23 protein-coding genes are annotated in these 23623 nt (G+C 51.9%); 18 read left to right on the forward strand and 5 right to left on the reverse strand.

Annotated features, from left to right (window positions below; translation table 11 throughout):
* Positions 1–94: 94 nt before the first annotated feature.
* From AC0YNX_RS29265 to AC0YNX_RS29300, 8 genes are all read left to right on the forward strand, one after another.
* Positions 95–1792, forward strand: a complete 1698-nt coding sequence (locus AC0YNX_RS29265) for an extracellular solute-binding protein (protein WP_475819235.1) — start codon at positions 95–97, stop codon at positions 1790–1792.
* Between the two features lie 32 nt (positions 1793–1824).
* The gene (locus AC0YNX_RS29270; protein ID WP_475819236.1) at positions 1825–2727 is read left to right on the forward strand and encodes an ABC transporter permease; all 903 of its coding nucleotides are present in this window, start codon (positions 1825–1827) and stop codon (positions 2725–2727) included.
* Between the two features lie 26 nt (positions 2728–2753).
* Positions 2754–3638, forward strand: coding sequence for a carbohydrate ABC transporter permease (locus tag AC0YNX_RS29275; RefSeq protein WP_475819237.1), 885 nt, complete (start codon positions 2754–2756; stop codon positions 3636–3638).
* Between the two features lie 127 nt (positions 3639–3765).
* Positions 3766–4542 (forward strand): HAD family hydrolase, encoded by a 777-nt coding sequence (locus AC0YNX_RS29280; protein WP_475819238.1) that lies wholly within the window; start codon positions 3766–3768, stop codon positions 4540–4542.
* Positions 4543–4703: 161 nt separating this feature from the next.
* The gene (locus tag AC0YNX_RS29285) at positions 4704–5741 is read left to right on the forward strand and encodes a zinc-dependent alcohol dehydrogenase family protein (RefSeq protein WP_475819239.1); all 1038 of its coding nucleotides are present in this window, start codon (positions 4704–4706) and stop codon (positions 5739–5741) included.
* Positions 5738–6781: a Gfo/Idh/MocA family protein gene (locus AC0YNX_RS29290; protein ID WP_475819240.1), complete on the forward strand. Its 1044-nt coding sequence runs from the start codon at positions 5738–5740 to the stop codon at positions 6779–6781. Before AC0YNX_RS29285 ends, AC0YNX_RS29290 begins: the two co-directional genes overlap by 4 nt.
* Positions 6782–6821: 40 nt before the next feature.
* Positions 6822–8822, forward strand: coding sequence for a glycoside hydrolase family 127 protein (locus tag AC0YNX_RS29295; protein WP_475819241.1), 2001 nt, complete (start codon positions 6822–6824; stop codon positions 8820–8822).
* Positions 8823–9011: 189 nt separating this feature from the next.
* Positions 9012–10031 carry a LacI family DNA-binding transcriptional regulator gene (locus AC0YNX_RS29300; RefSeq protein ID WP_475819242.1) on the forward strand — a complete coding sequence of 340 codons (1020 nt, stop codon included), beginning with the start codon at positions 9012–9014 and terminating at the stop codon, positions 10029–10031.
* Positions 10032–10127: 96 nt separating this feature from the next.
* Here AC0YNX_RS29300 and AC0YNX_RS29305 read toward each other — a convergent pair whose 3' ends face one another.
* Entirely contained in the window at positions 10128–10523 is a 396-nt protein-coding gene (locus tag AC0YNX_RS29305; protein ID WP_475819243.1) for a VOC family protein, read from the reverse strand.
* A gap of 234 nt (positions 10524–10757) precedes the next feature.
* On the opposite strand from AC0YNX_RS29305, the gene AC0YNX_RS29310 reads away from it, so the two are divergent.
* The 4 genes from AC0YNX_RS29310 to AC0YNX_RS29325 all read left to right on the forward strand — a co-directional run bounded on the left by AC0YNX_RS29310 (position 10758) and on the right by AC0YNX_RS29325 (position 13577).
* On the forward strand, positions 10758–11780 hold the full coding sequence (locus AC0YNX_RS29310; protein WP_475819244.1) for a sialidase family protein: 1023 nt from the start codon (positions 10758–10760) through the stop codon (positions 11778–11780).
* Positions 11781–11837: 57 nt separating this feature from the next.
* Positions 11838–12287, forward strand: a complete 450-nt coding sequence (locus AC0YNX_RS29315; protein WP_475819245.1) for a protein-tyrosine phosphatase family protein — start codon at positions 11838–11840, stop codon at positions 12285–12287.
* Positions 12277–12930 carry a M48 family metallopeptidase gene (locus AC0YNX_RS29320; protein ID WP_475819246.1) on the forward strand — a complete coding sequence of 218 codons (654 nt, stop codon included), beginning with the start codon at positions 12277–12279 and terminating at the stop codon, positions 12928–12930. The genes AC0YNX_RS29315 and AC0YNX_RS29320 overlap by 11 nt, the downstream gene beginning before the upstream one ends.
* 140 nt (positions 12931–13070) lie before the next feature.
* Positions 13071–13577 (forward strand): DUF4188 domain-containing protein, encoded by a 507-nt coding sequence (locus tag AC0YNX_RS29325; protein ID WP_475819247.1) that lies wholly within the window; start codon positions 13071–13073, stop codon positions 13575–13577.
* A 43-nt stretch (positions 13578–13620) separates the two neighbouring features.
* On the opposite strand, the gene AC0YNX_RS29330 is transcribed toward AC0YNX_RS29325, so the two are convergent.
* The 3 genes from AC0YNX_RS29330 to AC0YNX_RS29340 are packed head-to-tail and all read right to left on the reverse strand — an operon-like array spanning position 13621 to position 17521.
* A complete protein-coding gene (locus AC0YNX_RS29330) occupies positions 13621–14727 on the reverse strand; it encodes a GerAB/ArcD/ProY family transporter (RefSeq protein ID WP_475819248.1) in 1107 nt (368 codons plus the stop codon).
* Entirely contained in the window at positions 14724–15914 is a 1191-nt protein-coding gene (locus AC0YNX_RS29335) for a Ger(x)C family spore germination protein (RefSeq protein ID WP_475819249.1), read from the reverse strand. Before AC0YNX_RS29335 ends, AC0YNX_RS29330 begins: the two co-directional genes overlap by 4 nt.
* Before the next feature lie 8 nt (positions 15915–15922).
* The gene (locus tag AC0YNX_RS29340; protein ID WP_475819250.1) at positions 15923–17521 is read right to left on the reverse strand and encodes a spore germination protein; all 1599 of its coding nucleotides are present in this window, start codon (positions 17519–17521) and stop codon (positions 15923–15925) included.
* A gap of 114 nt (positions 17522–17635) precedes the next feature.
* Here AC0YNX_RS29340 and AC0YNX_RS29345 point away from each other — a divergent pair, with 114 nt between their 5' ends.
* The 5 genes from AC0YNX_RS29345 to AC0YNX_RS29365 all read left to right on the forward strand — a co-directional run bounded on the left by AC0YNX_RS29345 (position 17636) and on the right by AC0YNX_RS29365 (position 21696).
* Complete coding sequence (locus tag AC0YNX_RS29345; protein ID WP_475819251.1) at positions 17636–17842, forward strand: hypothetical protein; 207 nt, start codon at positions 17636–17638, stop codon at positions 17840–17842.
* Positions 17843–18221: 379 nt separating this feature from the next.
* Complete coding sequence (locus AC0YNX_RS29350; protein WP_475819252.1) at positions 18222–20414, forward strand: ABC transporter ATP-binding protein; 2193 nt, start codon at positions 18222–18224, stop codon at positions 20412–20414.
* A complete protein-coding gene (locus AC0YNX_RS29355; protein ID WP_475819253.1) occupies positions 20414–20914 on the forward strand; it encodes a DUF1854 domain-containing protein in 501 nt (166 codons plus the stop codon). Before AC0YNX_RS29350 ends, AC0YNX_RS29355 begins: the two co-directional genes overlap by 1 nt.
* 184 nt (positions 20915–21098) lie before the next feature.
* The gene (locus tag AC0YNX_RS29360; RefSeq protein ID WP_475819254.1) at positions 21099–21491 is read left to right on the forward strand and encodes a hypothetical protein; all 393 of its coding nucleotides are present in this window, start codon (positions 21099–21101) and stop codon (positions 21489–21491) included.
* Between the two features lie 13 nt (positions 21492–21504).
* Positions 21505–21696 (forward strand): hypothetical protein, encoded by a 192-nt coding sequence (locus AC0YNX_RS29365; protein ID WP_475819255.1) that lies wholly within the window; start codon positions 21505–21507, stop codon positions 21694–21696.
* Between the two features lie 71 nt (positions 21697–21767).
* Here the strand turns inward: AC0YNX_RS29365 and AC0YNX_RS29370 are convergent, their stop codons facing one another.
* Positions 21768–22508 (reverse strand): HAD family hydrolase, encoded by a 741-nt coding sequence (locus tag AC0YNX_RS29370; RefSeq protein WP_475819256.1) that lies wholly within the window; start codon positions 22506–22508, stop codon positions 21768–21770.
* A 283-nt stretch (positions 22509–22791) separates the two neighbouring features.
* On the opposite strand from AC0YNX_RS29370, the gene AC0YNX_RS29375 reads away from it, so the two are divergent.
* Positions 22792–23412: a polysaccharide deacetylase family protein gene (locus tag AC0YNX_RS29375; RefSeq protein WP_475819257.1), complete on the forward strand. Its 621-nt coding sequence runs from the start codon at positions 22792–22794 to the stop codon at positions 23410–23412.
* Positions 23413–23623 lie beyond the last annotated feature (211 nt).

Consider the following 23623-nt stretch of genomic DNA (forward strand, 5'->3'; position numbering starts at 1 on the left):
GCTATAGTCAAAAACAGGAAGAGCGGCCCTCTTCCTTAAGCACCGGGGGGAACATAAAAGAATGATCCAGATCAGCACCAGAAATCGCACCGTGATGGTCAGTTTAATTTCGGTTACAGCGATAGCAGCCATGCTATCAGCATGTGCCACTGACGACAATATCAGCGATTATGTATCGTCATCCAAGAATGGAGCGGGCGACTCCTCGTCGTCCGCGAACGGTTCCGGCTCTAATCGTGCTGCGGCGAAGAACCTCAATGCCAAATATGATCCTCCGATTACAATTAAGGCGGCTCAGCTTGCCGAGTCAACCTGGGTGTATGATGCTGGTGACGATCTGGACAATAACGTATGGACAAGGCACTTTGCCGATGCGCTTGGCATTAAGTTTGATATCGACTGGACGGCCGCCAAGGTAGAGGATTACACGAACAAACTGAACGTCATCATAGGTTCCGGCGACACTCTTCCGGACATGTTCCAGGTCGATGCGACTCAGCTGCAGCAATTGGCTGAAGCGGGCCAGCTCGCTGACTTAACGGAAGTCTTCACGAAGTATGCGAGTCCGCTGACGAAGCAATTAATGAGCAGCGACGGTGGCATCGGTCTTAGCTCCGCTACCTATGGCGGCAAGCTGATGGCGATCCCGAATCTGGCAGGCACAATTACGGCCAATGATGTGCTATGGCTAAGATCCGATTGGCTTACGAAGCTAGGGTTGTCTGCACCTAGATCCATTGATGATCTGGTGGCCATCTCAGAAGCGTTCGTCAATAAAGATCCGGATGGCAATGGAAAGAAGGATACGTTAGGTCTTGGTTTGACAACGGGCCCATTCCTCACTCCGGGTGATATGGCGGATCTCGGGGGGTTCTTCTCCGCTTACCATGTTCATCCCGGCATGTGGATTAAGGATGAATCCGGGAGGATTGTATATGGGGGCATTCAGCCTGGCGTAAAGGCTGCGCTATTGAAGCTCCAGGAGATGTACAAGAAAGGGTTAATCGACCGGGAGTGGATTGTTAAGGATGGCGGTAAAGTTGGCGAGGATATCGCGAACAACAGACTGGGCATGTGGTATGGCGCGAACTGGAACAGCTACTGGCCGGTTAATATGAAGAGCAATAAAGACCTTGTGAACTTGAAACCCTATTCGATCGTATCTGTGGATGGGAAGCAGCCCGTTGTTCAGGTCGTGAATCCTTCTGTGGCGCAGTACACGGTGGTGAAGAAGGACTTTAAGCATCCGGAAGCCATTATTAAATTATTGAATGAGTTCCAAGAGAAAATGTGGGGAGCAACCTCGGATAATGCGAAGTTTGGGGAGAACAAGAATGTCACGCCTTCGATTAGCTACTTTAAATATCCTCTTGTGCAATCCTGGCCGATGACGAAGGATGTTCCCGATAACCTTGATGCCGTTAACCATGCATTCGCTACGAGCGATACATCTAAGCTGAATTCGGAGCAGCTGGGGGTCTACGACGCGATCAAGGCATTCAATGACGGCGACGTTGTGAGAGGCTTCGGCAACAAACGGCAGTATGATGCTTTCGAAATAATTAAGAAGGATAACTTGTACAATCAGCAGTATTCCGAGTTCTACGGAGCGCCTACACCGACCATGATCCTGCTCAAAGCCTCGCTCGATAAGCTTGAACAAGAAACGTATACGAAGATCATTATGGGCAGAGGCATGGGAGAGGACTTCGATAAATTCGTAACGGACTGGAACAAGCTAGGCGGAGAAGAGATTACGAAAGAGGTCAATGACTGGCGAGCTGGGCACTAACGGGGTAGATGACAATGGGGTGAACGATAGGTATGAGCCTATTAAAGAGTGTGAAAGAGCATGCGTTGTTGCATGTGATGCTGCTTCCTGCCGTTGTTCTTGTTCTGGTGTATAGCTACTATCCGATGGTTGGCATCGTCATTGCATTTGAGAAGTTCTCGGCGTTTAAGGGCATGTTCAGATCCGACTGGGTGGGTCTGGCAAACTTCGAGTACTTATTCAGAATGCCGGAGTTTCCAGTCGTCATCAAGAACACAGTAGGGATCGCACTCTTGAAAATCATCGGTAATCTGACAGTGCCGCTTATCATCGCTTTACTGCTTAACGAGGTAATGAGCAGTATGGTGAAACGAGGCGTTCAAACGCTCATTTATTTGCCTCACTTTCTATCCTGGGTCATACTCGCCGGTATATTGAAGGATGTCTTATCGCCGTCGTCTGGCATCGTGAATCAAGTCATCTCTTCCTTTGGAGCAGATCCGGTGTTCTTCCTAGGGGATAATCGCTGGTTTCCCTTCGTGCTGGTAGGCACAGACGTATGGAAGGAATTTGGATTCCATACAATCGTATATTTAGCTGCGTTAACGGCGATCAATCCGGCCTTGTATGAAGCGGCGCTAATGGACGGAGCCTCCAGGTGGAAGCAGACGTTATGCGTTACGTTGCCGGGCATCGCGCCAATTGTTATTTTGCTAGCGACACTTAGTCTTGGCAATGTGCTGAATGCGGGCTTTGATCAAATCTTTAACCTTTACAGCTCAGCCACTTACGATTCTGGCGACGTTCTGGATACGTTCATATACCGTGTTGGTGTTGCGAATGCGCAATATAGTATCTCGACGGCAATCGGGCTCTTCAAGTCAGTTGTATCGCTTGTGTTGATTTCCTCTTCGTACTACTTGGCATACCGGCTAGCGAACTACAGAATCTTCTAACTTTCTAACCAAGAAAGGTCTGCGATATGCGAAACCGAGCCTTAAGCCGCAAAATATTCACCTGCTGCAATTATACGTTTCTGATTGCGCTGTCCATCGTATGCCTGCTGCCCATGCTGAATGTGCTTGCGGTTTCGTTCAGTTCGGCGGGGGCTGTTAGCGCGGGAAGAGTGACGTTCTGGCCGGTGGAGCTGAACCTCGAATCCTATTCGGCGGTCATGAGACAGGGTGCGTTCATGGATGCCTTCCTCGTATCTATCGAACGGCTACTGCTCGGGTCATGCATGAGCATGCTTCTTTGCGTGTTGACCGCGTACCCCCTTTCCAAAGAAAACGAACGGTTCCCATGGCGAACGATCTATGCTTGGCTGTTCGTCATCACAATCCTGTTCAGCGTCGGCCTGATTCCTTGGTACTTATCGGTGAGACAGACGGGGATTATGGACTCCATCTGGGCGTTAATCCTGCCAAGTGCGGTGAATGTGTTCAACATCATTCTGATTCTTAATTTCTTCAGAGGACTTCCTAAGGAGCTAGAGGAATCGGCCCATATGGACGGTGCCAATCACATGACAATCCTCTGGCGAATTTTCGTTCCGCTCTCCGTTCCCTCACTTGCTACCGTACTGCTGCTCACGATGGTATTCCACTGGAACTCTTGGTTCGATGGCTTAATGTTCATCAAGAAACAGGGCGATTATCCACTGGCGACGTACCTGCAAGCCGTGACGATTGATGCAAGCTCGCTCAAGAACCTGCAGATGCAGGACCCGGACACTTTGAAGTTTGTTTCGGATCGTACGGGCAGGGCGGCGCAGATATTCTTAACGGCATTGCCTATTCTACTCGCCTATCCGTTCCTGCAGCGATACTTCGTGAAAGGCTTGGTGCTTGGCAGCGTGAAAGGATAGAAGGGGAATAGAGGGACACTTTCTTGTTGACAAAACCTAATGAACACCTTTACATTATCGTTAAAGTAAGGGTTCTTTTATTGTTTCTGCATACTTGTTCCAATCAGGAGGAAGGGAGAGCAAAGTCATGTTGAAGTTGTTTGTGTCCGATATCGACGGCACTTTAATGAATGCCCGTAAGGAGATTCTCGAGGAGGATGTGCGAGCCATTCAGGAGGCGAGCCGCCTTGGAGTAGCGATCTGTCTGGCTTCAGGGCGGATGTATGAGGAAATTACAAAGGTAATGGAGACGCTGGACACGGCATGTTACGCGGTTTGCCAGAACGGGGCCACCATTATTGGCCTCGATGGGGAGGTTCTGCGATCGAATGCGTTTGACGCGGAGCTTGCTCTATCCTTAGAAGCGGCCACGAAGCTGCCGGGGTTCGTACCAGTCATTTGCAGTGCGGATTGCAATTATGTCATACAGGCTACGGATCATACCGAGCGGGTCGGCCGGCGGTTCCTGACGCCTCTTCAAGAGAATCCGCAGCTCGTAGATGAAATACGTGATGGACTGCCTATCACGAAGTTCTCCATCTATGGTGAGATCCCAGCGCTGGAAGCTCTTCTTGAACAGCTGCAGGCTCAATATGGGGATCTGATTACGGCTTCTTTCTCCGATCCGGACGGTATAGATGTCATGCCTCATCAAGTAGATAAAGGCGCCGGCATTCGCTTGTTAATGAATCATATCGGGGTCCCTGCTGAGGGAGTAGCCTGCATTGGAGATTCGTTCAACGATCTAGCGATGTTCAGGGCATGCGAGCAGAGCTTTGCCATGTCTCATGCTCCGCAAGCCATACGGGATCAAGCGGCATTCGTTGCGGATACGGTTGAGAATGCGCTTCGGAAGCTGTTTTGAAAGCGATAACAAACTTTTGATTTACATACAGTAACGTTAATGATAACCTTATTGTGAATTTACATTAACGTTAATAATGAGCCGTTGTTCGAGTCAGTCAGCAGCAGTAAACCAAGGATCTGCAATACTTACTTTATATAATTTGGATGGAGGAATACACAATGAGCAGCATCACTAACGTACCGCAAAAGATGGCTATCCCTTTATTTATCGGCAATGGAAAAATCAATTACGGCGAGAGTCCCGTTCCGGTTCCCGGCGAAGGCCAGCTTCTTCTACAGGTGAAAGCGAATGCTCTATGCGGCTCAGACCGCCATCAGTTCTACGAGGGAAGCGTAGTGACGCCAGGGCATGAAGCATCCGGCATCGTAGTTGCTGCTGGTCCAGGAACGAAGACGTCTGTCGGTACGCCTGGCGTCGTCTTCCTGATGGATTTCTGCGGCGAGTGCCGCAGCTGCAAGCAAGGCTTCACGAATCAGTGCTTGAGCAAGAGAGCGGATTATGGCTTCTCGCATAGCGGCGGATATGCCCCGTACATGGTTGTGAACGAGAATGTATTCTTCGCGATTGATCCATCTATTCCGCTAACAGAAGCTACGATTCTGCTCGATATTATGGGCACTGGCGGACATGCCATTAAGCGGGCTCAGCTCGTTCACAAGGACATCCAATCCGTGCTCGTGGTCGGCGCGGGTCCAATCGGTCTAGGCGTGCTCGCGATGGCGAAGATTCTGCTAGGTTTCCATATCCCTGTATTCATTATGGATTTTGTTCAATATCGACTTGATCTTGCTCAGCAAATGGGCGCGATTCCGGTGAACCTGGCGAATCGTTCGATCAAGCAGGCGCTTGAGGAAGCAGGTTACCAGGGCGTCGATGCAGCAATTGATACAAGCGGCAAAACCGCTGGACGGCATGCCGCGCTTGAAGTACTTGCGCAGCGGGGAGCTCTCGTCTGCGTAGGGCACGGCCAGGAGTTGAACCTCAACGTATCCAGCGATTTGATCGCTCCGGAACATAGCGTGCTGGGCAGCGAGTACTTCCAGTATCACGAGATTGCGGAGAATCATCCGCTGCTGCTTAACCATATGGCCTATATGCAACAAATTATCACGCACCGCTTCGGCATGGACAAGATTCAAGAAGCGTACGAATTGTTCTTCCAAGGCGACACGGGGAAAGTTGTGATCGAACAATGAGCGACAACAAGAAGCTGAAAGTCGCTTTGATCGGCGCGGGCGGCTCTTCTGGCGGCCGCGGATTGTCTGCCGGGTTTACGAGTGCAGGCAGCTGGGGACTTCAACACGCAAGAATTTTCTCGACGCGCCCGGACGTAGACTTCTGCGCGATCGTAGGAAGAGATGCGAAGAAGACAGCGGACAAAGCCGCCGAGTACGGTACGAGGCCATACACTTCGATTGCCGAGATGCTGGAGAAGGAAACGCCGGATTTGGTGAGCTTGTGCCTGCCGAACCAAGGCCATTTTGCAGCTACACTAGAGATTATTCAGGCCGGTGTTCCGCTGCTGGTGGAGAAACCATTGGTGTTCGATCTGAAGGAAGCCGATATTCTCCTTAATGAAGCTGCGAAGCGCAACCTCTTCTTCGCAATTAACTTCAATCACCGCTATGCGAAGCCTGTGGAGCTGGCTTATGAAGCGATTCGCTCCGGTCGTCTCGGCGATCTGACCTTCGCTTCGTGGCGCTTCGGCGGCGAAGGGGGAGCTGGTCATCCCCATGCGAACCTCATTGAAACCCAGTGCCATGGCTTCGATTTGCTGGAGCATCTGTGCGGACCGATCGAGTCCGTGATGGCGGAGATGACGGACAAGACAGGCGGAGGCTACCGGACGATGTCCCTTGCGTTTCGTTTCGCGAGCGGCGCGGTAGGCAGTCTGATCGGTACCTACGATTCCTCCTATGCTTATCCGGACACGCATCGCATTGAGCTTGACGGCACGCGAGGGCGCGCCGTTATCCACGATACGGTGAAGCAATATACCTTCCACTCTGCAGGCAATGAGATCGGGGAGAGCTGGGAAGCAGGATACTTCAATGACGTCGACCGCGACTTCCATCGGACGTTCGATAAGCATGTCGATGGCTTGCTTGACGCGCTCCGCAAGGGTGAAGCACCTCCGATTCACGCAGAATCCGGATATCGAGCACTGTTAATTGCAGAGGCGGCTATTCAGTCTTACGAGAGCGGGAAGCGGGTTAAAGTCGGGGGCGCATTGTAATCATGATCCTATTACAGGGATAAGAGGTGTACGAGTAGCAATGATAGACAACGATACGGTTCGAAAATCCAGTCAATCCGTAAAGCCTACGACATACGACAAGCAGAAAATTACGAATCTGCCAGTAACCGCGGTCCGAATTACCGACCGCTTCTGGAGCCCAAAGCTGCAAGTTTTGCGTCATGTAACCGTACACGATGTGCTGAATAAATTCGAGAGCGACGGCGCCTATCGCAACTTTGATTTTGTAGCGGGAGGCAAAGGGGGCTATCATTGCGGTGAGCCTTGGTTCGACGGCCTCGTCTATGAATCCATTCGCGGCATATCTGACCTATTGGCAGCCGAGTATGATCAGGCTATCGATAGCAGGGTCGACCAGATTATCGAGAGAATTAACAAGGCGCAGCTCGCAGTTGGAGACGGCTATATCAATACCTATACACTGCTAGACCGTCCTCACCAAAGATGGGGAGATAACGGAGGCAATCTGGTCTGGCAGCATGATGTCTACAATGCCGGATGTTTGGTGGAAGCGGGAGTTCATCATTATAAAGCGACCGGCAAAATCTCGCTGCTGCAGGCCTCCGTCAGATTCGCGAACCATATGAGCGACTTGATGGGACCGCCGCCGAAGCGCAATATCGTTCCGGGACATTCGCTGCCGGAGGAAGCATTGCTTAAGCTATCCCAGCTCGCGAAGGAGGAGCCGGAGCTTGCCGCTCGCCTCAACTTGCCGTTCGATGCGGACAGCTACTTGGAGCTGGCGACATTCTGGATTCACCATCGCGGCAATCATGAGGGCAGAACCTCATTCAAAGAGTACGCCCAGGATCATAAGCCGTTCGCTGAGCAAGACGAGGCAGTAGGGCATGCGGTTCGGGCAACGCTCTTCTACACGGGGCTGTCCGCGCTATACCTCTCAACGGGCGATGAGCAATATTATGAGCCTGCGAAGAAGCTTTGGAATAACATTGCATACCAGAAATCGCATATCAGCGGCGGAATCGGAGCCGTTCATAATGAAGAGAAGTTCGGCGAGAACTACCAGCTTCCAGATGACGGGTATCTGGAGACATGCGCAGCGGTCGGCATGGGGTACTTCAGCTGGAATCTCTTCTTGGCGAGCGGCGAAGGACGATACGTCGATTGCTTGGAGAACATCCTCTATAACATTTTGCTAGCAGGCCGTTCGATGAATGGTCATAAGTATTTCTATGAGAATCCGCTCGTCAGCAATGGAAGAATGCACCGCTGGGAATGGCATGGCTGTCCATGCTGCCCGCCGATGATTCTGAAGATGCTGCCTGAGCTTCCTGCATTCGTATATGCTCATGACGCGCAAGGACTCTTTGTGAATCTGTATGTGGCTAGTGAAGGAGAGCTCAAGGTTGGCGATGCGGTTGTTCGTATTGAGCAGCGGACCAACTATCCGTGGGACGGAGCAGTCGACATTGCGTTGACGCCTGATGGCGCCGCTAGTTTCCCAGTTCGCTTGCGCATTCCGCAGTGGTGCGAGCATTACACGATTCAGGTAAACGGTCAGTCCGTCGACTACGAAATCGCTGACGGATATGCTGTCTTAACGCGAGAGTGGAGCGAAGGTGACTCGATCCAGCTTCATCTGGATATGCCCGTGAATCTGGTCGAAGCGCATCCGAACGTAACGACTCACGCGAACAAGGCAGCTATCAAGCGTGGTCCGATGCTCTATTGTTTGGAGTCGATGGATAACGAGAAGTTCGTCATTCGTCGCGGAGAGGTGCAGTACACGCGCGAATCGTCCGATGCGCAGAAGGGCGTTCATCGCAAGCTTCCGGTTCAGCCCGTGTTTGAGCTCGAGCAGGCAGAGGACTTCTTCGACGGTGCGGTCCTCCTGCACACGAAGGATGCGGACGGGGACGAAGTTACCGCCATTCCGTATCCGTATTGGGATAACCGGGCAAGAGGCGCGATGAACATCTGGATGGAGTATGATCGAGAGAGCGGCCTTGACCTTACGGGTTGGGAGCAACGCTTGTACCGGAATGTGAAGCTCGAATAGTTTGTTAGTATCGAAGCCAAGCGGCCGTTTTACCGCTTGGCTTTCTTCATCAGAAAGCCTATGCAAAGGGTACTCCTGCTTAACATTGACGAAATAATTGGACAAGTGATATGTTGTAGCTGTGAACGTTAATGTAGCGGAATATCGGTGCTTTATTGTTCGAGTCGGCTTTTGTTAGGAGAGGAAGACATGGAAGGCAAGAAAATAACACTGAAGGATATTGCCGGCAGAGCAGGGCTATCCATTAATACGATCTCCAGAGCGCTCAAGGATAAAGAAGATATTGCTCCAGCTACCCGGGAAGTCATTAAGACATTGGCGAAAGAAATGGGCTATGTCGGCAATTCCGTTGCGGGCTCCCTTCGTTCCGGGCATACAAGAACGATCGCGGTTATTGTAAGCGACGTCGCCAACCCGCATTTTGGCATTATGGTTAAGGATATCGAGCAGGCTGCCAGGAAGCATAACTATACGATCTTCGTTATCAATACGGAGGAAGATAATGAATTAGAAGAGCGGGCGATCCGCACTGCAATAAGCAAGAACGTCGACGGCATTATCATCTGCCCGGCGCAGTGCAGCACCGAGAATATACAGTTCATGAAGCGTAATGGCATTCCGTTCGTGCTCATTGGTCGTCGTTTCTTGGAAGAGAACGATTACGATTACGTCATATGCGACGATGAGAAAGGCGGATATCTCGCCACGAAGCATCTGCTCGACACAGGGCATAAGCGAATCTTGTTCTTGAATGGGCCGAAGCGGATTTCGAGTGCTCAGGAGCGATATATGGGCTATAAGCGGGCGCATGAAGAAGCGGGGCTGACGGTGGATCCCCTTCTTGTGAGAGATGTGGGGCTTCCGGGCGATACGCGAAGAACGGTTAAATTGATGGTCGAAAACGAGTCTTTTACCGGGATCTTTGCCTTCAATGATGTTATTGCTTGGGAAGCGATGTACGTCCTTCAAACAATGGGCTGCCGAATTCCCGAGGAGTACGCGATTATTGGATTCGACAACATCCATTCCAGAATGTTCGTTCCGTTCCCGCTCTCATCAATCAGCAGCTCCAAGGGGGAGATGGCGCGGCGCGCGCTGGATATTCTCCTTCGTAAGATCAACGAGCCTAATGATAAGAGAGCGTACAGAGAAATCGTCGACACTAATCTAATATGGCGTGTAAGCACGATCGGTAACAACGAGAGCTAGTGAGCCGCATCTCACATCTTGCACCCTGCACCTTGTATCAAGAGAAAAGGGCTATCCCATTGTCATCAGCGACGGCATGTGGGACAGCCCATTTGTTTATTTTGCGTTCTCATCCGGCTGATGGATACCGATAATATTGCCTTCGGTGTCAATGTAGTAGCCTTGCCAAGCCATGCCGGGCAGCGCATACTTCGGCAAAGCGACCTTCCCGCCTAGCGCGAGGATCTTGGCCTCCGTCGCATCGTAGTCGCCAATGCCCATCGTGCAGGCAAAGCCGTTGACGGCTTGACCCGGCTCTGGCGGAGGCCCCATACGCTTCACCAAAGCGCCGTTAATGCCCATCGATTCGGCAGCGCCAGTTACCGCTCCAAAGTAAGGCATGCCCGCATAGCTGCTCCAATCCTCAAAGGTCCAACCAAAAACCTCACCATAGAACTGCTTTGCGCGATCCATGTCATCAACGTGAATCTCGAAATGAACGACTCTTCCCATGATATCCTCCTCAGGTTTGCTTTTCTTATCCCTATCTCTTTCTTTAATCAGGGTGTCCTTTCCTACTTGATCTATAATCGCAGGTGATATAATTTTCTAGCCGAACAGAGGCTTCAGCGAAAATAGAGAGGTCAGCGAAAGAAGTCAATTGCCCATCCGGCGTTACGGTCGGTATCATGTTCGCATGTAGGATGTAATGCTAATTATTTCATTAGAGTGGAGCGTGAGTGGAAAGTGGCGAATGAAACGCAAGTGATTGCGAAGAAGGAATATATATTTGAAGAAGGTCAGCCGTTCCGAAGCAGCCATGCCTCGACAGTTGCTGTACTTCCTGGCGGAGACGCCGTTGCGGCATGGTTCGCTGGCAAGCATGAGAAGTCGAGCGATGTGGCGATCTGGATGTCACGGCGAGTAGAAGGCGTCTGGTCAGCTCCGTATAAGGCAGCAGATGAAGAGGGAATTGCTCACTGGAACCCGGTGCTGTACGCACAAGGGAATTCTCTGACTCTGTTCTATAAAGTAGGTCATGAAATTACCGATTGGTATACATGTGTCAGCCGCTCTGAGGACGGAGGGGTCAGCTGGGAGCAGCCTCGCGAGTTAGTTCCGGGGGATGTCGGAGGCCGCGGCCCTGTGCGGAACAAACCGATTGCGCTGCCGGATGGAACGCTGCTCGCACCGGCGTCGGTGGAGCGGCATGATCCTGCTGCGGAAGGGAAGCAAATTTGGGAAGCATTCGTTGATATCTCGCGCGATAACGGACAGACATGGACAAGGAGCGAGCTTGTGCCCATGGATTTGGCTTCGTATGTCGGCGCTGACCATTGGTTTGCGAAGGGCCTCATTCAGCCAACGCTATGGTCTTCGGGCGGCGAGCATGTACATATGCTGCTGCGCAGCACCGAGGGCTGGATCTTCCGCAGCGATTCGGAGGATAACGGGCGGACATGGTGCCAGGCGTACAAGACTGCGCTTCCGAACAACAATAGCGGCATAGATGCGGCTTTGATGGATAACGACAGGCTGGCATTGGTCTTTAACCCGGTTGCCGGATATGCGACGGATAGCCCGCGAACTCCGCTTGTCGTGCGTTTCTCGAGCGATAACGGCATGACTTGGGAGGATGAGTTCGTCCTTGAGAACGGACCCGGGGAGTATTCCTACCCCGCTATCGTCGCCAAAGGTAATGAGCTATATATCACTTACACGTGGAATCGGGATCGGATCGCTTTCTGGAAATTGACTGTCAGGGATTAACGTGATGTATAATGTAGTCTATAAATTCACGGAAACGAGTTGATCCTGCAAATGACAATGGAGAAGAAGTATCAGTCTCTTCACGAGAATCGAATCTTCATGGGTGGAGCGGCTGATGTTGAAGCCATGATTAAGAACGAAGGCGTCGACGTCATTGTCGACCTTCGCGGGGAAGCGACCGGCAGCGAGTATCCGCAAGCGAATGTGGAGTGGATTCAAGTGCCGCTTGGCGATAACGCTACGGAGCCGCAGGATATCCTGTTCGCGCGAGCGATTGACCACGTGGTAGACGCATACAAAAGCGGCAAGAAGGTAGGCTTCCACTGCAATGGAGGCGGAGGCAGAACAGGCGCTGTTGCAGCAGGAACGTTAATCAATCTGGGCATTAGCAGTGACTTGGCGGATGCGGAACAGAAAGCGAAGAATATAAGAGCCAAGATCAACATTAAACCGCAGCAGCGTGAAGCGCTTGAGAAGCTGTATCCGATCACAAATAATGAAAGTTGAAATCGAGCAGCGAATCATTGACGTACATGTGGTTTATGGACAGGGAACGAAGCTCGCGATCCAGATCGAATCGAACGGATTTGTAACGGTTAAGGCGCCTAATGGCACGAGCGAAGATGGAATCGCCCGAGCGGTGAAGAAGTATGGGAAACAGATTGCAGCCAAGCTTGATGCGCTTGAGCAGGCTCGCGAAGCGCCGCTGTTAAAGGAATATCAGGAGGAGGGAAAGTTCCTTCACCTTGGCCGATATTATAAGCTGCATGAATTAATCGACACGGCGGGACTCGGGGAAGAGGAGCTTAGGCTGCAGCTGAGGAAGTTTTATTTTGCAAGCTGCAAGAAAGTGATTGGGCAGCGCATTCAAGGCTACCAGAAGCAGCTGAAAGCAGCGCCGAAGTCGGTTGAAATCGTAGACTCCAGCACCAAGTGGGGAAGCTGCAGCTCGAAGAAGCAGTTGACCTTCAACTATCGCCTTGCGATGGCGCCGGTGGAGGTTATTGATTACGTCATCATTCACGAGCTTTGCCATCTCATGCATATGAATCACGATCGTTCGTTCTGGAGGCTGGTTGGAAGCATCATGCCGGACTACAAAGAGAAGGAAGCGTTCCTCGCAAGGTATGGCCAAGCGATGACGCTATAGGTAGCAGTGTGTTCTGTAGCGGAGCACACTGCTTTTTGCTTTCGATTATTAGTTCATTTGAAATCTTGATCGTCATACGAAACTCTCGCACGGCGTATGGTATATTTTGGATAGAACGGCTGGGAGGGAGTGAAGGCGGTTTGGCGAAAGTAATTCCAGGCAGATACACGGCTCAAATGGAGGGTGATTTCGTCGTATTCCTAATTGGCATGCGTGTGAATCGGCTATGGGCCATACATAAGTGGCTGCCTGTCTTTCTATCGATGGGACCGATGATTAAGGAGCTGTATACCAATGAAGAGCTAGGCTTCAGAGGTACGGAATTTATGTTCAGTTGGCGCAGCGTTCATCTGCTTCAATACTGGGACTCGTACGAACAGCTCGAGGCGTATGCCCGCGGCGGACAGCATCTGACAGCATGGAAGAATTTCAACCGTAAGGTCGGAACTGATGGTACAGTCGGAATCTATCATGAAACCTACAAAGTGCGGGCCGGGGAGTATGAGTGCGTATACGGAAATATGCCTGTGATTGGCCTTGCGAGGGTGTCGGAGCATGTTCCGGCTACTGGGCGAAAAGAAACATCGCGCCGCCGCATGGGCGGGGAGAATGAGCCTGCCGTACCAACTCCGGAGAACCCTCAGTGATAGAACATGCCCCCGTAATGAGCTTAATCATTGCGGGGGTTAACTATGATTTCAGCTTCTTGCCTAGAAGTAATCGCAGGAGCAGCAGAAGCACCGGCAAGCCGAAAGCAATCGGCAGCGCGATCCGTGGCCAGGTCACCTCAAGAAAATCTATTGCCCGGTAATGGTCATCCACAATCCAGTAGCCGAACACGCCTAGAATGACACAAACGATTGGAATGGTCGTTCGGTTGCTCCTCAGTCCCACGATTCGTGCGGTACATACCGAGGTCGCATAGATGCAGAACATCACCTCGAACAAGATCGGAATGGAGTACAGAGCGATCATGATCATTTCGTAGCGCTGCAGGAAGGTGCCGATATGCGAGTTGCGCGCTAATTTCATGCACGAGACGGTATACTGGCTTGTTACCTCTGATGATAGAACGGCTCCTTCGAGGATGGACCAAATCATGGTGAGCAGTCCGCTTGCCACAATTCCAGTCATTCCTGTCGTGCCGCCAATGCGACCCGCATTCTTCAGGGAGGGCATCACTATCGCCGCCAGCATCGTCGCGAGTGCCCAATCGGTGTCGAAATTCAAGCTGGCAACGAAGGTACGGGGAAATCCGTTCTCCAGGACAGGCAGCAAATTTCGAATATCGAATTCATGCGTTGAACCGATAATAATGAGCACATTCAGGAGGAAGATAAAGAGCAGCCCTACAAGCGAGAGCCGAGCCATCACCTCCAGCCCGTAATAGCAGCCGAGAGCGCCGACGATTAGCGGTGCGATGACGAATAGAATAAGCGGCGCCTCTGGCAAGAAGTAGTCCTGCAAATGATAGACGAATGTAATCATGATCGGCCCGAAGCCAGCCAAGAAGAACAAGAAGACGACTAGCGCGATCAGCTTGCCGAACCATTTGCCAAGCAGCCGCTGGCTGAGCGACATGAAATCGAGATCCGGTGTTTTGCGTAGAACGAGGTAGGTGATGTACATGATGACCATCCCCTGGAGTGTGCCCAGAAGGGTGGCGATCCACATATCCTGGCCAATTGTCCGGGCGAGCACGCCTTGCGTCACGCCGATCGCCTTGACGAAGATGAGATTGACCATCATCGCGATGAACATCCCATTCGTAATTTGGAATTTGCTCTGCTGATTCATCTGATCTCCGTCCCAACCGCTTTAACTACGCCGCTCTTAATAGATGCCTTCACTTCCACGTCGAACGTAGCCTTCGCAAACATCAGGTCCCAATTCTGCTTCATGCCATGCCACTCCATCGGATACTTATTCCGGAACACATCCCCGAGCTTTAGAAAATCACTGTGATAGCTCTTCTGCGCCTTGCTGAGGACGCTCGTAATATCGAGCTTCAATTGTTCTTCGAGCTTCTTCTGTGTCGAGAGGCGTATCTCTTCATCCAAATTAATGCCGCATCCGCTCTCTACGATATCCGCATTGGCCTTGATTTGAACGCGAAAATGCGGCTCTTTATTCGGGAAGCTCGGCGTCACTTTTGTACGGGCCTCTTTGAACTCAACGGACAGCTTCTCATTGTTGTTGGTGCATTTGACGACTTCAATGCCGCTGCCAAGCCGCTCCAGGAAGAATAGGAGGCCGCGCGTTTCCCTCGTATTCAGCCAACCGACCATTTTGTCGCCATGAAATGCTGCTGCGCCGGCGAGATCAACCTGCTCCAAGGAGCCATGCTCCTTTGGCTTCTTATTGGAGATTCCTCGCTGTATCAGCGTAACTTTGGCAAGGACAGGCTCCGTCGAGCTGCTTAAGAAAGCTTCTTCGAGGTTCATCATGTTGCTGGCCGGCGCGCGACCGACGATATGATTATTTCGGAACAGTCGGTCAATTGCTTCGCCGGGTACGACTTCAAGGCCGGTAATCGTAGCAATGACTTCATCTGGCCGATTCGGCGTTACCGCGACCCATGTATTCATACGAAGCTCATGATTGCGGGTGAAGAAGTCGACCATATCTTCGATACCTTTCTTCGCGTAGTCTTCATGCATGACAATGACGAAATTATGGGCCCAGTATACTCGCCTCGAAGAGAACCGGCCAAGATTGCGAATGGCATCGAAGATGGTCTCTCCCTCCGCGCTGATGGAGTAGATCGGCTGCCCTGTCCCGCCTGACGGCGCACCGGTCTGCCCGCGAGCATCAGCGGGTCGGATAATCTGCACCGAGACGCGTACCGTACCCGGCGTATCGCCAATATCGAGGCCGACGGCTGTAACGAGGGCGAGTTCATTAATTTGCCTCAGACCAAGACAAGCGGTTTGAGACAGCAGGATGAGGAGGCTGAGGAGCAGTGCGGCAGCTCGTTTCAACATGGTTGGCTTCAGCCTCCCTTAGGTGATGACTTGGGCATTTGATGCTCGCCCAGCCGCTGCTTGTCTTGGGCAAAATCCGGCCGCTCATTCATCATCCAAATCGGCATCCGCAGCAGCATGTCACGCTGATCTGCCGGACGGAACGGGCTTGCCGGCGCCAAGTACGATTCGCCGAAGGAGCGGATCGACAATGCATGCAGCAGCAAGGCGAAGAACACGGTCGCGAAGCCGAGCAGGCCGAGCACGCCGGACGCGATAAGAAGCGGGAACCGGAAGATGCGCAGCGCGAGCGACGAGGAGTAGCTCGGAATGGCAAAGGACGAAATTTCCGTTATCGCGACGACGATGACCATGAACGGGGAGACCAGCCCGGCTTGCACGGCTGCCTGCCCGATAATGAGCGAGCCTACGATGCTGACCGCTTGTCCGATAGGCTTCGGCATGCGCAGGCCGGCTTCGCGCATGAGCTCGAATGCGATCTCGAGCATTAACGCTTCCAGCAGCACGGGGAACGGCACCACTTCGCGTCCGGAGGCGATCGTCAGCGCCAGCGCGGTCGGAATCATCTCGTGATGGAACGAGACGAGCATGACATAGAGGGACGGCAGCACGAGACTGATAATGAGCGCGAGATAGCGCACGCTGCGAAAGAACGAGCCGACCCAGTAGCGGTTATAGTAGTCGTCCGGCGCTTGGATGAACTGCCAGAAGAACGTCGGCACGATGAGGACGACGGGCGTATTGTCGATGAAGATCGCGACTCTGCCTTCGAGTAGCGCAGAGGCGACCTTATCCGGCCGCTCCGTGCTCTGGATTGTATTGAACGGAGATAGCGGTGCGTCTTCAATGAGCTCCTCAATGTACCCGCTCTCGAGAATAGCATCGATCTTAATGCCGTTGAGCCGCCTTTTGACTTCGTCCACGAGTCCTTCCTTCACGATGTCCCCGATGTAGGCAATGTTAATGTCCGTTTGCGAACGAGTTCCGATGATCATCGGGTCCATGCGCAGCATCGGATCCTTGATACGCCGGCGCACATGCGCCGTATTGGTGCGGATGCTCTCTGTAAAGCCGTCGCGCGGACCGCGAACGTTATTCTCCGATGAAGGCTCTTCGATGCTCCGGTCTTTCCAGCCCTTGGAGCTGACGATAATGGCTTCTTCCATCCCTTGAACGAGGACAAGCGTATCTCCGGACAAGATTGCGGCTATCCCGTCTCTCATCCGGGTCGCTGTCTTCGCGGAAGCGTTCACGAGCAAGGTTGTCCGAAGGTCTTCTGCCGTGGGGATCCCAGCAGGATCGCGATGCAGATCTTCGCCGAACACGATGAGCGCTTTCAGAATCGCTTCGACGATGAGCGTATCCGCCAGCCCGTCGACAAAACTGCAGATACCGGGATATTGCGCATTGCCGCATAACCGGAATTCCCGCTGCTGGACATCGGCGCTCTTCCCGAGCAAGGCGTCAATAATCGCGAGATTATCGGCAAGCTTCGGCGAGAAGGAAGCGCTGAGCCGTTCCTCCTGCAAGGCTTGTGCTTTCTGTACAGCTTGGTCCGCTTGCTGGTCCGCTTGCTGATCTGCTTGTGGCTGCTTTTTTGCGGACATCTTCGACACCATCCTTTCTCTGCTGCTTGGTATAGACGAGACCCCGCCTGCTTACAATAACAACGGCATTTATGTGTGAGTTATGGCAGAACAGGATAAAGGAGCCAGGCCGGTATGGATTTCTATCATTCTTGGATCTATCAGAAGGTGTTCAATACGGTATGGTTTATGTGGATCGTCGTTTACCTCATTCTAGGCGTGAACATTATTGCACCGCTGATCGTCTGGTACTTCATTACCGGGAAGAAGTTTCTGAAGCGCTATATCGCGCATAAGAAGCAGAATCAGCAGCAGCGTCCTGGAACTGGAACGACATCATAGGAAGAACATTCCAACCTTGGAGGCAGAAGGTAGCTTCCCCGAAAATGGCTTGTTTTATGCGGAATAGGAAGGCAGGGAGGCTCAGGGCGAGGCATCAGCTCGTTTGGGTCTCTTTGTTGTGCCAGGGCACACACAGGCGTTTCGTCAAAGCCAAACACCATTCCGTACTATGCGAAGTATGATAAAGACCAGATGCCTGCTTTGCTGTCTGAAAAATACGCAAAATTTCGTGAAATTTTTGTTTGGGTAAAGTTTACAAATTAAGAAAAATATAATAAGATAGAAGCGAACGTGTATTCGTATTGGGCAGAAGTGTACAGGTTAGTGTAAGCGATTACTTGTCTGCCGATAACTTGCGATTGAGGAATGGGAGGAAACCATGTCGATCCAGAATCAGCTTCCGGAGGCACTTAGGAAGCAATTAACGGCTGAGCTGTTGTTCAGCGCAAAGACCGATCTCCTAGATGATGGATGCTTTGGGGAGCAGTGGCTGGCCATTACGGATCAAGCGATTACCGTATGGAAGAAGGATGGTACCCAGCTGCTTCAGCTGGCAATCTCTACGCTTACAGACGCGCGCGCTGTTGGCGGAGTCGGCGGTGGTACGCTGGTTGCCGATACGAGCAACGGACCTGTCGTCATTGCACGCTATACGGCTGCGTCATCGCCATTGTTTAGCTTCGCTGCGAAGCTGCTCGGCGCACTTGCCAAAGGGGAAGATCGCCCTGTTGTCTCGGAGCGGGAGCTGCCTCGCAACTGCCACAGCTGCGGCAACCCGCTATCGGAAGGCACGCAGGTGTGCCAATTCTGCAAGGACAATTCGAAGGTAGCGGCGCGGATGCTGCGCTACACGAAACCGTATAAGCTGCACATGGTAGCCGCAGCTTGCCTATTGATTACAACAACGCTTGTCGAGCTGATACCCCCTTATCTGACGAAGGTCATCATCGACGATGTGCTTGGACCGAAGGACCTCGGCTCGACGCTGCTGCTTGTCGTGCTTGGACTTGGCGTAACGATGCTGCTCATGTCAGTAATGCAGACGATTCGCGGTTTAATCGGCGTCTGGGTCGGCTCCAAGCTGATGGGAGATCTTCGCAAAGACGTTTACAGTTCACTCATGCGGCTTTCGCTCGCATTCTTTGATCGAAGACAGACGAGCCAATTCATAGGCAGGGTGAATAATGACTCTGAGGCGATGCGGCAATTTATGACCGATGGGGTCGTGTTCATATCGGCGGAGCTCCTGAAGGTTGTAGCAATCTTTATCATTATGTTCGGACTTGATTGGCAGCTGACGTTGTACGCGATACTTCCCGTTCCGATTATGGTGGCGTTGTCGATGACGATATGGCCTAAGATTGGACGGCGCTGGTATCAGCAGTGGCGCTCCATATTCCGGCTCAACACGCTTGTCGGAGACTCGCTGCAAGGCATTCGCGTGGTAAAGGCGTTTGGCCGTGAGCGCGATGAGCTGTCTCGTTATGCGCAAGCGAATAAAGAAGTTGTGAAGCGGAATATCCACATGGAAGGGCTCTGGTCGTTTGTGTTCCCGGCCTTCGCTTTTATTGCGGGGCTTGGCACACTTCTGATCTGGTATAACGGCGGCAATAAGGTGCTGCACGGCAATATGCAGCTCGGCGTGCTGATGGCGCTCATCGCGTACCTTGGCATGCTATTCGGTCCGCTCCAATGGGTGAGCCAGATGATTAACTGGGCCAGCCATGCAATGGCGGCTGCACACCGCGTATTCGAGATTATGGATACGCCGCCCGATGTGCCGGATGTGCACAATCCGGTGCCGATTGGCGTTATTAAAGGAGAGGTTGAATTCGAGGCCGTCACCTACGGTTACGAGAGGCATCATCCCGTTCTTAAAGATGTGAATCTGACTGTTCAGGCAGGCGAGATGGTTGGCTTGGTCGGCCATTCCGGCGCAGGGAAGTCGACGTTCATCAACTTGATCTGCCGATTCTATGATACGGATGAAGGTGCAATCCGGATCGACGGCACGGATCTGCGCAGCATCAGCCAGGTTGACCTGCGCAAGCAGATTGGCGTCGTGCTGCAGGAGACGTTCCTATTCGACGGCACGATTGCGGAGAACATTGCGTACTCGAAGCCTGACGCAACGCCGCTTGAGATTATGCGTGCAGCGAAGATTGCGAATGCGCATGACTTCATCGTTCGGCTGCCAGATGGCTATGACACGCGCGTAGGCGAGCGCGGACATAAGCTCTCCGGCGGGGAGAAGCAGCGGGTTGCTATTGCCCGCGCGATCATTCACGATCCGCGAATTCTTATTCTGGATGAAGCGACCGCATCCGTAGATACCGAGACTGAGCGTCAGATTCAAGAGGCCATCTCGCGCCTGGTCAAGGGCCGCACGACGTTCGCCATCGCGCACCGTCTGTCAACGCTTCGCAATGCAGATCGGCTCGTCGTGCTTGAGCGGGGCAAGATCGTGGAGGTCGGCACGCATGAGCAGCTTCTCGACAAGGAAGACGGTGTATACCGCAAGCTCGTGGATGCGCAGCGTGAGCTGTCCAAGATTAAGGGGGTTGAAGGTTAATGGAGACAGATAAGTATGATATCCGGCTCTTCTCGCCGGATGACGTCTACCTCAGCCGCGGTCAGGGCGGTGTGTTACAAGGCATCGTGGACGGCAAGACGTATGATGAGCTTGAAGTATACCGTGCATTCCCGTTCCTCTACGCAACGCAGTATATCTCGATTCGCAATACGAAGGGCGAGGAGCTAGGCATCGTTGCGGATGTGAAGGAGCTCTACGAAGAGAGCGCGATAGAGCTTGAGAAGGAGCTGGAGCTGCGCTACTTCATGCCGCGCGTCACGCGAGTGGAGAGCGTGAAGAACAAATCGGATCTATGGATTTGGGAGCTGCAGACGCATCTTGGCCCAACCCGCATCGTCATGCGCAATCTGCATGAGTTTATACAGTATCCGGCCGAAGGTCGAGTGGTGCTCTTAGATGTTAGCGGCAAACGCTGCGAAATCTCCGATTGGCGACAGTTGGACCCACACAGCCGCAAGCAGCTCCAAGAGGTGCTGTAGGTTGTAAGAGAGAGGCGTTCGAAGGCGAGCGTTGGGCCTTTGAACGTCTTTTTTCGTTAAGTAGAGATAATAGCAAGTTGCATCCAGATGCTCCATCAGAGGTGTTCATATGTTAGTCGACAACCATTCCGGCAGAAGTGTTCAAATTATCATTCAATTAATGACATCGAGAGATCTTGTATTCATGCAGCCGAAATGGACATCGGGATTCAATTGGAGGATCTACTTTAGATACCCTAATGTTGAGATCTATAAGTTATGTATTGTAGGCTCAAACCGAATCGAGGGAGCCATTGCATTTGAAAATCGCGGTGATCATATGTGGATTCACCTTATCGAGAAAAACCCATTGAACCGTCCTCCACAAGATCAATATAAGTATGTAGCTCACCATTTGTTTGCTTTTGCTTGTCAAAGACACATGGAGCTTGGCGGTGACGGATTTGTTGCATTTGAAGCTAAAACAGGCCTGATCGATCATTATGTGAAAGAATATGGAGCAGTACAAATGGGTGCAAGTCGAATGTTTATACCTGATATTGTTGGGCGTGATCTAATTGGGTTATACTTATACTAAAGGCGGTGGTTCTATGGTAAAGATAAGATTGCGTGGTGCTGCAGTTCGTAGCCATAGCGGACTTTCATCTCAACGAATCGATGCTTGTGAAGTCACCCCAACGTTACCTGGACAGAATGACAAAGTTCGAGATCATGAAATTAGTGAAGCGATAGCAAAGTGGAAAAATGGTGAAACCATTGAAATTGCTAGCAAAGTTGAATAAATAAACGAAACGCAGCCGAGAGTGGCTGCGTTTTCTTGTTTTTTGGAATACGTCCCCGATAACTCCTTCTATTACGCACCATGATCTTCGAGAATAGAGCGAAGCTCTCTTACAGAGCGAATCGTACGGAACGGAGCTGGTCTATCATCTGCATCGTGCCGAGCTGCTCCGCTGGGATTGACCCATATCCCTCGAATGCCGAGCTGCTGGGGTGCGATGATTTCCCATTCGTAATTGTCGCCAATCATCCAAGTTTCATCGGTGCGAGCATCCAGCTGATTCAGCGCATGCTGGTAGATGCGGTGGTCAGGCTTCCCGTGGCCGAACTCTTCTTCAATGAGAATGCAGTCGAAGTAGGGGGCAAGCTGGAATCGGTTGATTTTGTCACGCTGGCCGGATGCGCTGCCATTGGTGAGCAAGGCGAGCTTGATGCCAAGCGACCGCAAATGCTCAAGTGTCTCGATGGCATCGGGATGAAGCGTAATCGCCAGATTGCGCTCTGAGCCATAATCGATTGCAATGCGTTCAGCTGCAAGTGAGGATGTGCCGGGAAGGCCCAGTTTATCGCAGGCTGTCCTGATAATCGTGGTTCTGGCTTTATCCAGATCAAGCCGTCCGATTCGGTGCCTCTCGGGATCGCTCCAATACCAGCGTGCTTCAGACTTAATGTGAGTAATCAGTTCATCTCGTTCATGCGGATCAAGCTGCAGATGGTTGCTGCAAGCGATCTGCCAGCAACGATCAAGGTCGAGGCCATGCTCAAAGGCGATGAGCGTATCGTCTAGATCGAATAGAATCGCTTTCGGCTGCATATGGGCGGCTCACTCCTTTTTATATGGATGAAACTACCAATTTATTATACCTGGTAAATGGACATTCGTTAAGGCGATTCCATAGACATACGCATTTGGAAGTTTCCCAGAGGGGCAGCGCAGTCTGCAGCTAATTGGAGAGCGTTGCAGGAAAGATACTCTAAGGTGCAGAAAGCAATAAGTATGATGCTAGTGAATCGACAACCAAACGTAGGAGACATGCCGTCGCGTTCATTAAGGCGATTAATAAAGCACTTATTCACTGAAATAAGGAGTGAGCAAGGTGGAAGCAACGACGATTTACAATGAGGTGAAGACAGAGGAGAAGCTACTGGCGTTCACGTTCGACGACGGGCCAAACCCGGAATGGACGCCTCAGTTCCTTGATTTGTTCAAGCAGTATGGCGGGAAGGCGACATTCTACGTATTGGGCACGAATATGGAGAAATATCCGGAAACGGCGAAGCGAATCGTGGAAGAAGGACATGAACTCGGCAACCATAGCTACTCGCATCCGCATCTGCCGGAGCTTGACCGAGAGGGACAAGCACGGGAACTCCAGCGGGCAGAGCAGCTGATCGCTGCGGTAACCGGGGCGCGTCCGAATACGTTCCGCCCACCTTATCTCGCTGTGAATGATGAGCTGCTTGGCGTTGCAGGAGAGTTCGGTTACCCGGTCATTCACGGCGTTAATCTTGATGCGAATGATTGGGATACACCGGGCATTAATCACATCGTTGATACGACTCGAGCGGTCTTGCGAAACGGGAGCATCCTGTTGTTCCACGACGGATTCGGCGATCGTTCACAATCACTAGCTGCCATCTCGATTCTGCTCGAAGAGGCGGCTGCGCAAGGGTACCGGTTTGTTACAGTCAGCGAACTGCTCGGGCTCGATTCTTAGGATGTTCAATATCGCGGTCGGAAGCTTGCTAAGCTCCTGATCGCGTTTTGTTTATTAAAGCTATTAAACTATCGACAAAAGTACGATAATCACCTACGATAAATGCAGGTTTTGGTAATTACATCCGTTCAAAAGGAGCGAAAAAAGCCAATGTCCAAGCAGTTCTCTCTACTCAGCAGCAAACTTTCTTTTATGGTGCACGACGCCAATT

The sequence above is a fragment of the Paenibacillus sp. J31R98 genome (genome assembly GCF_056269245.1).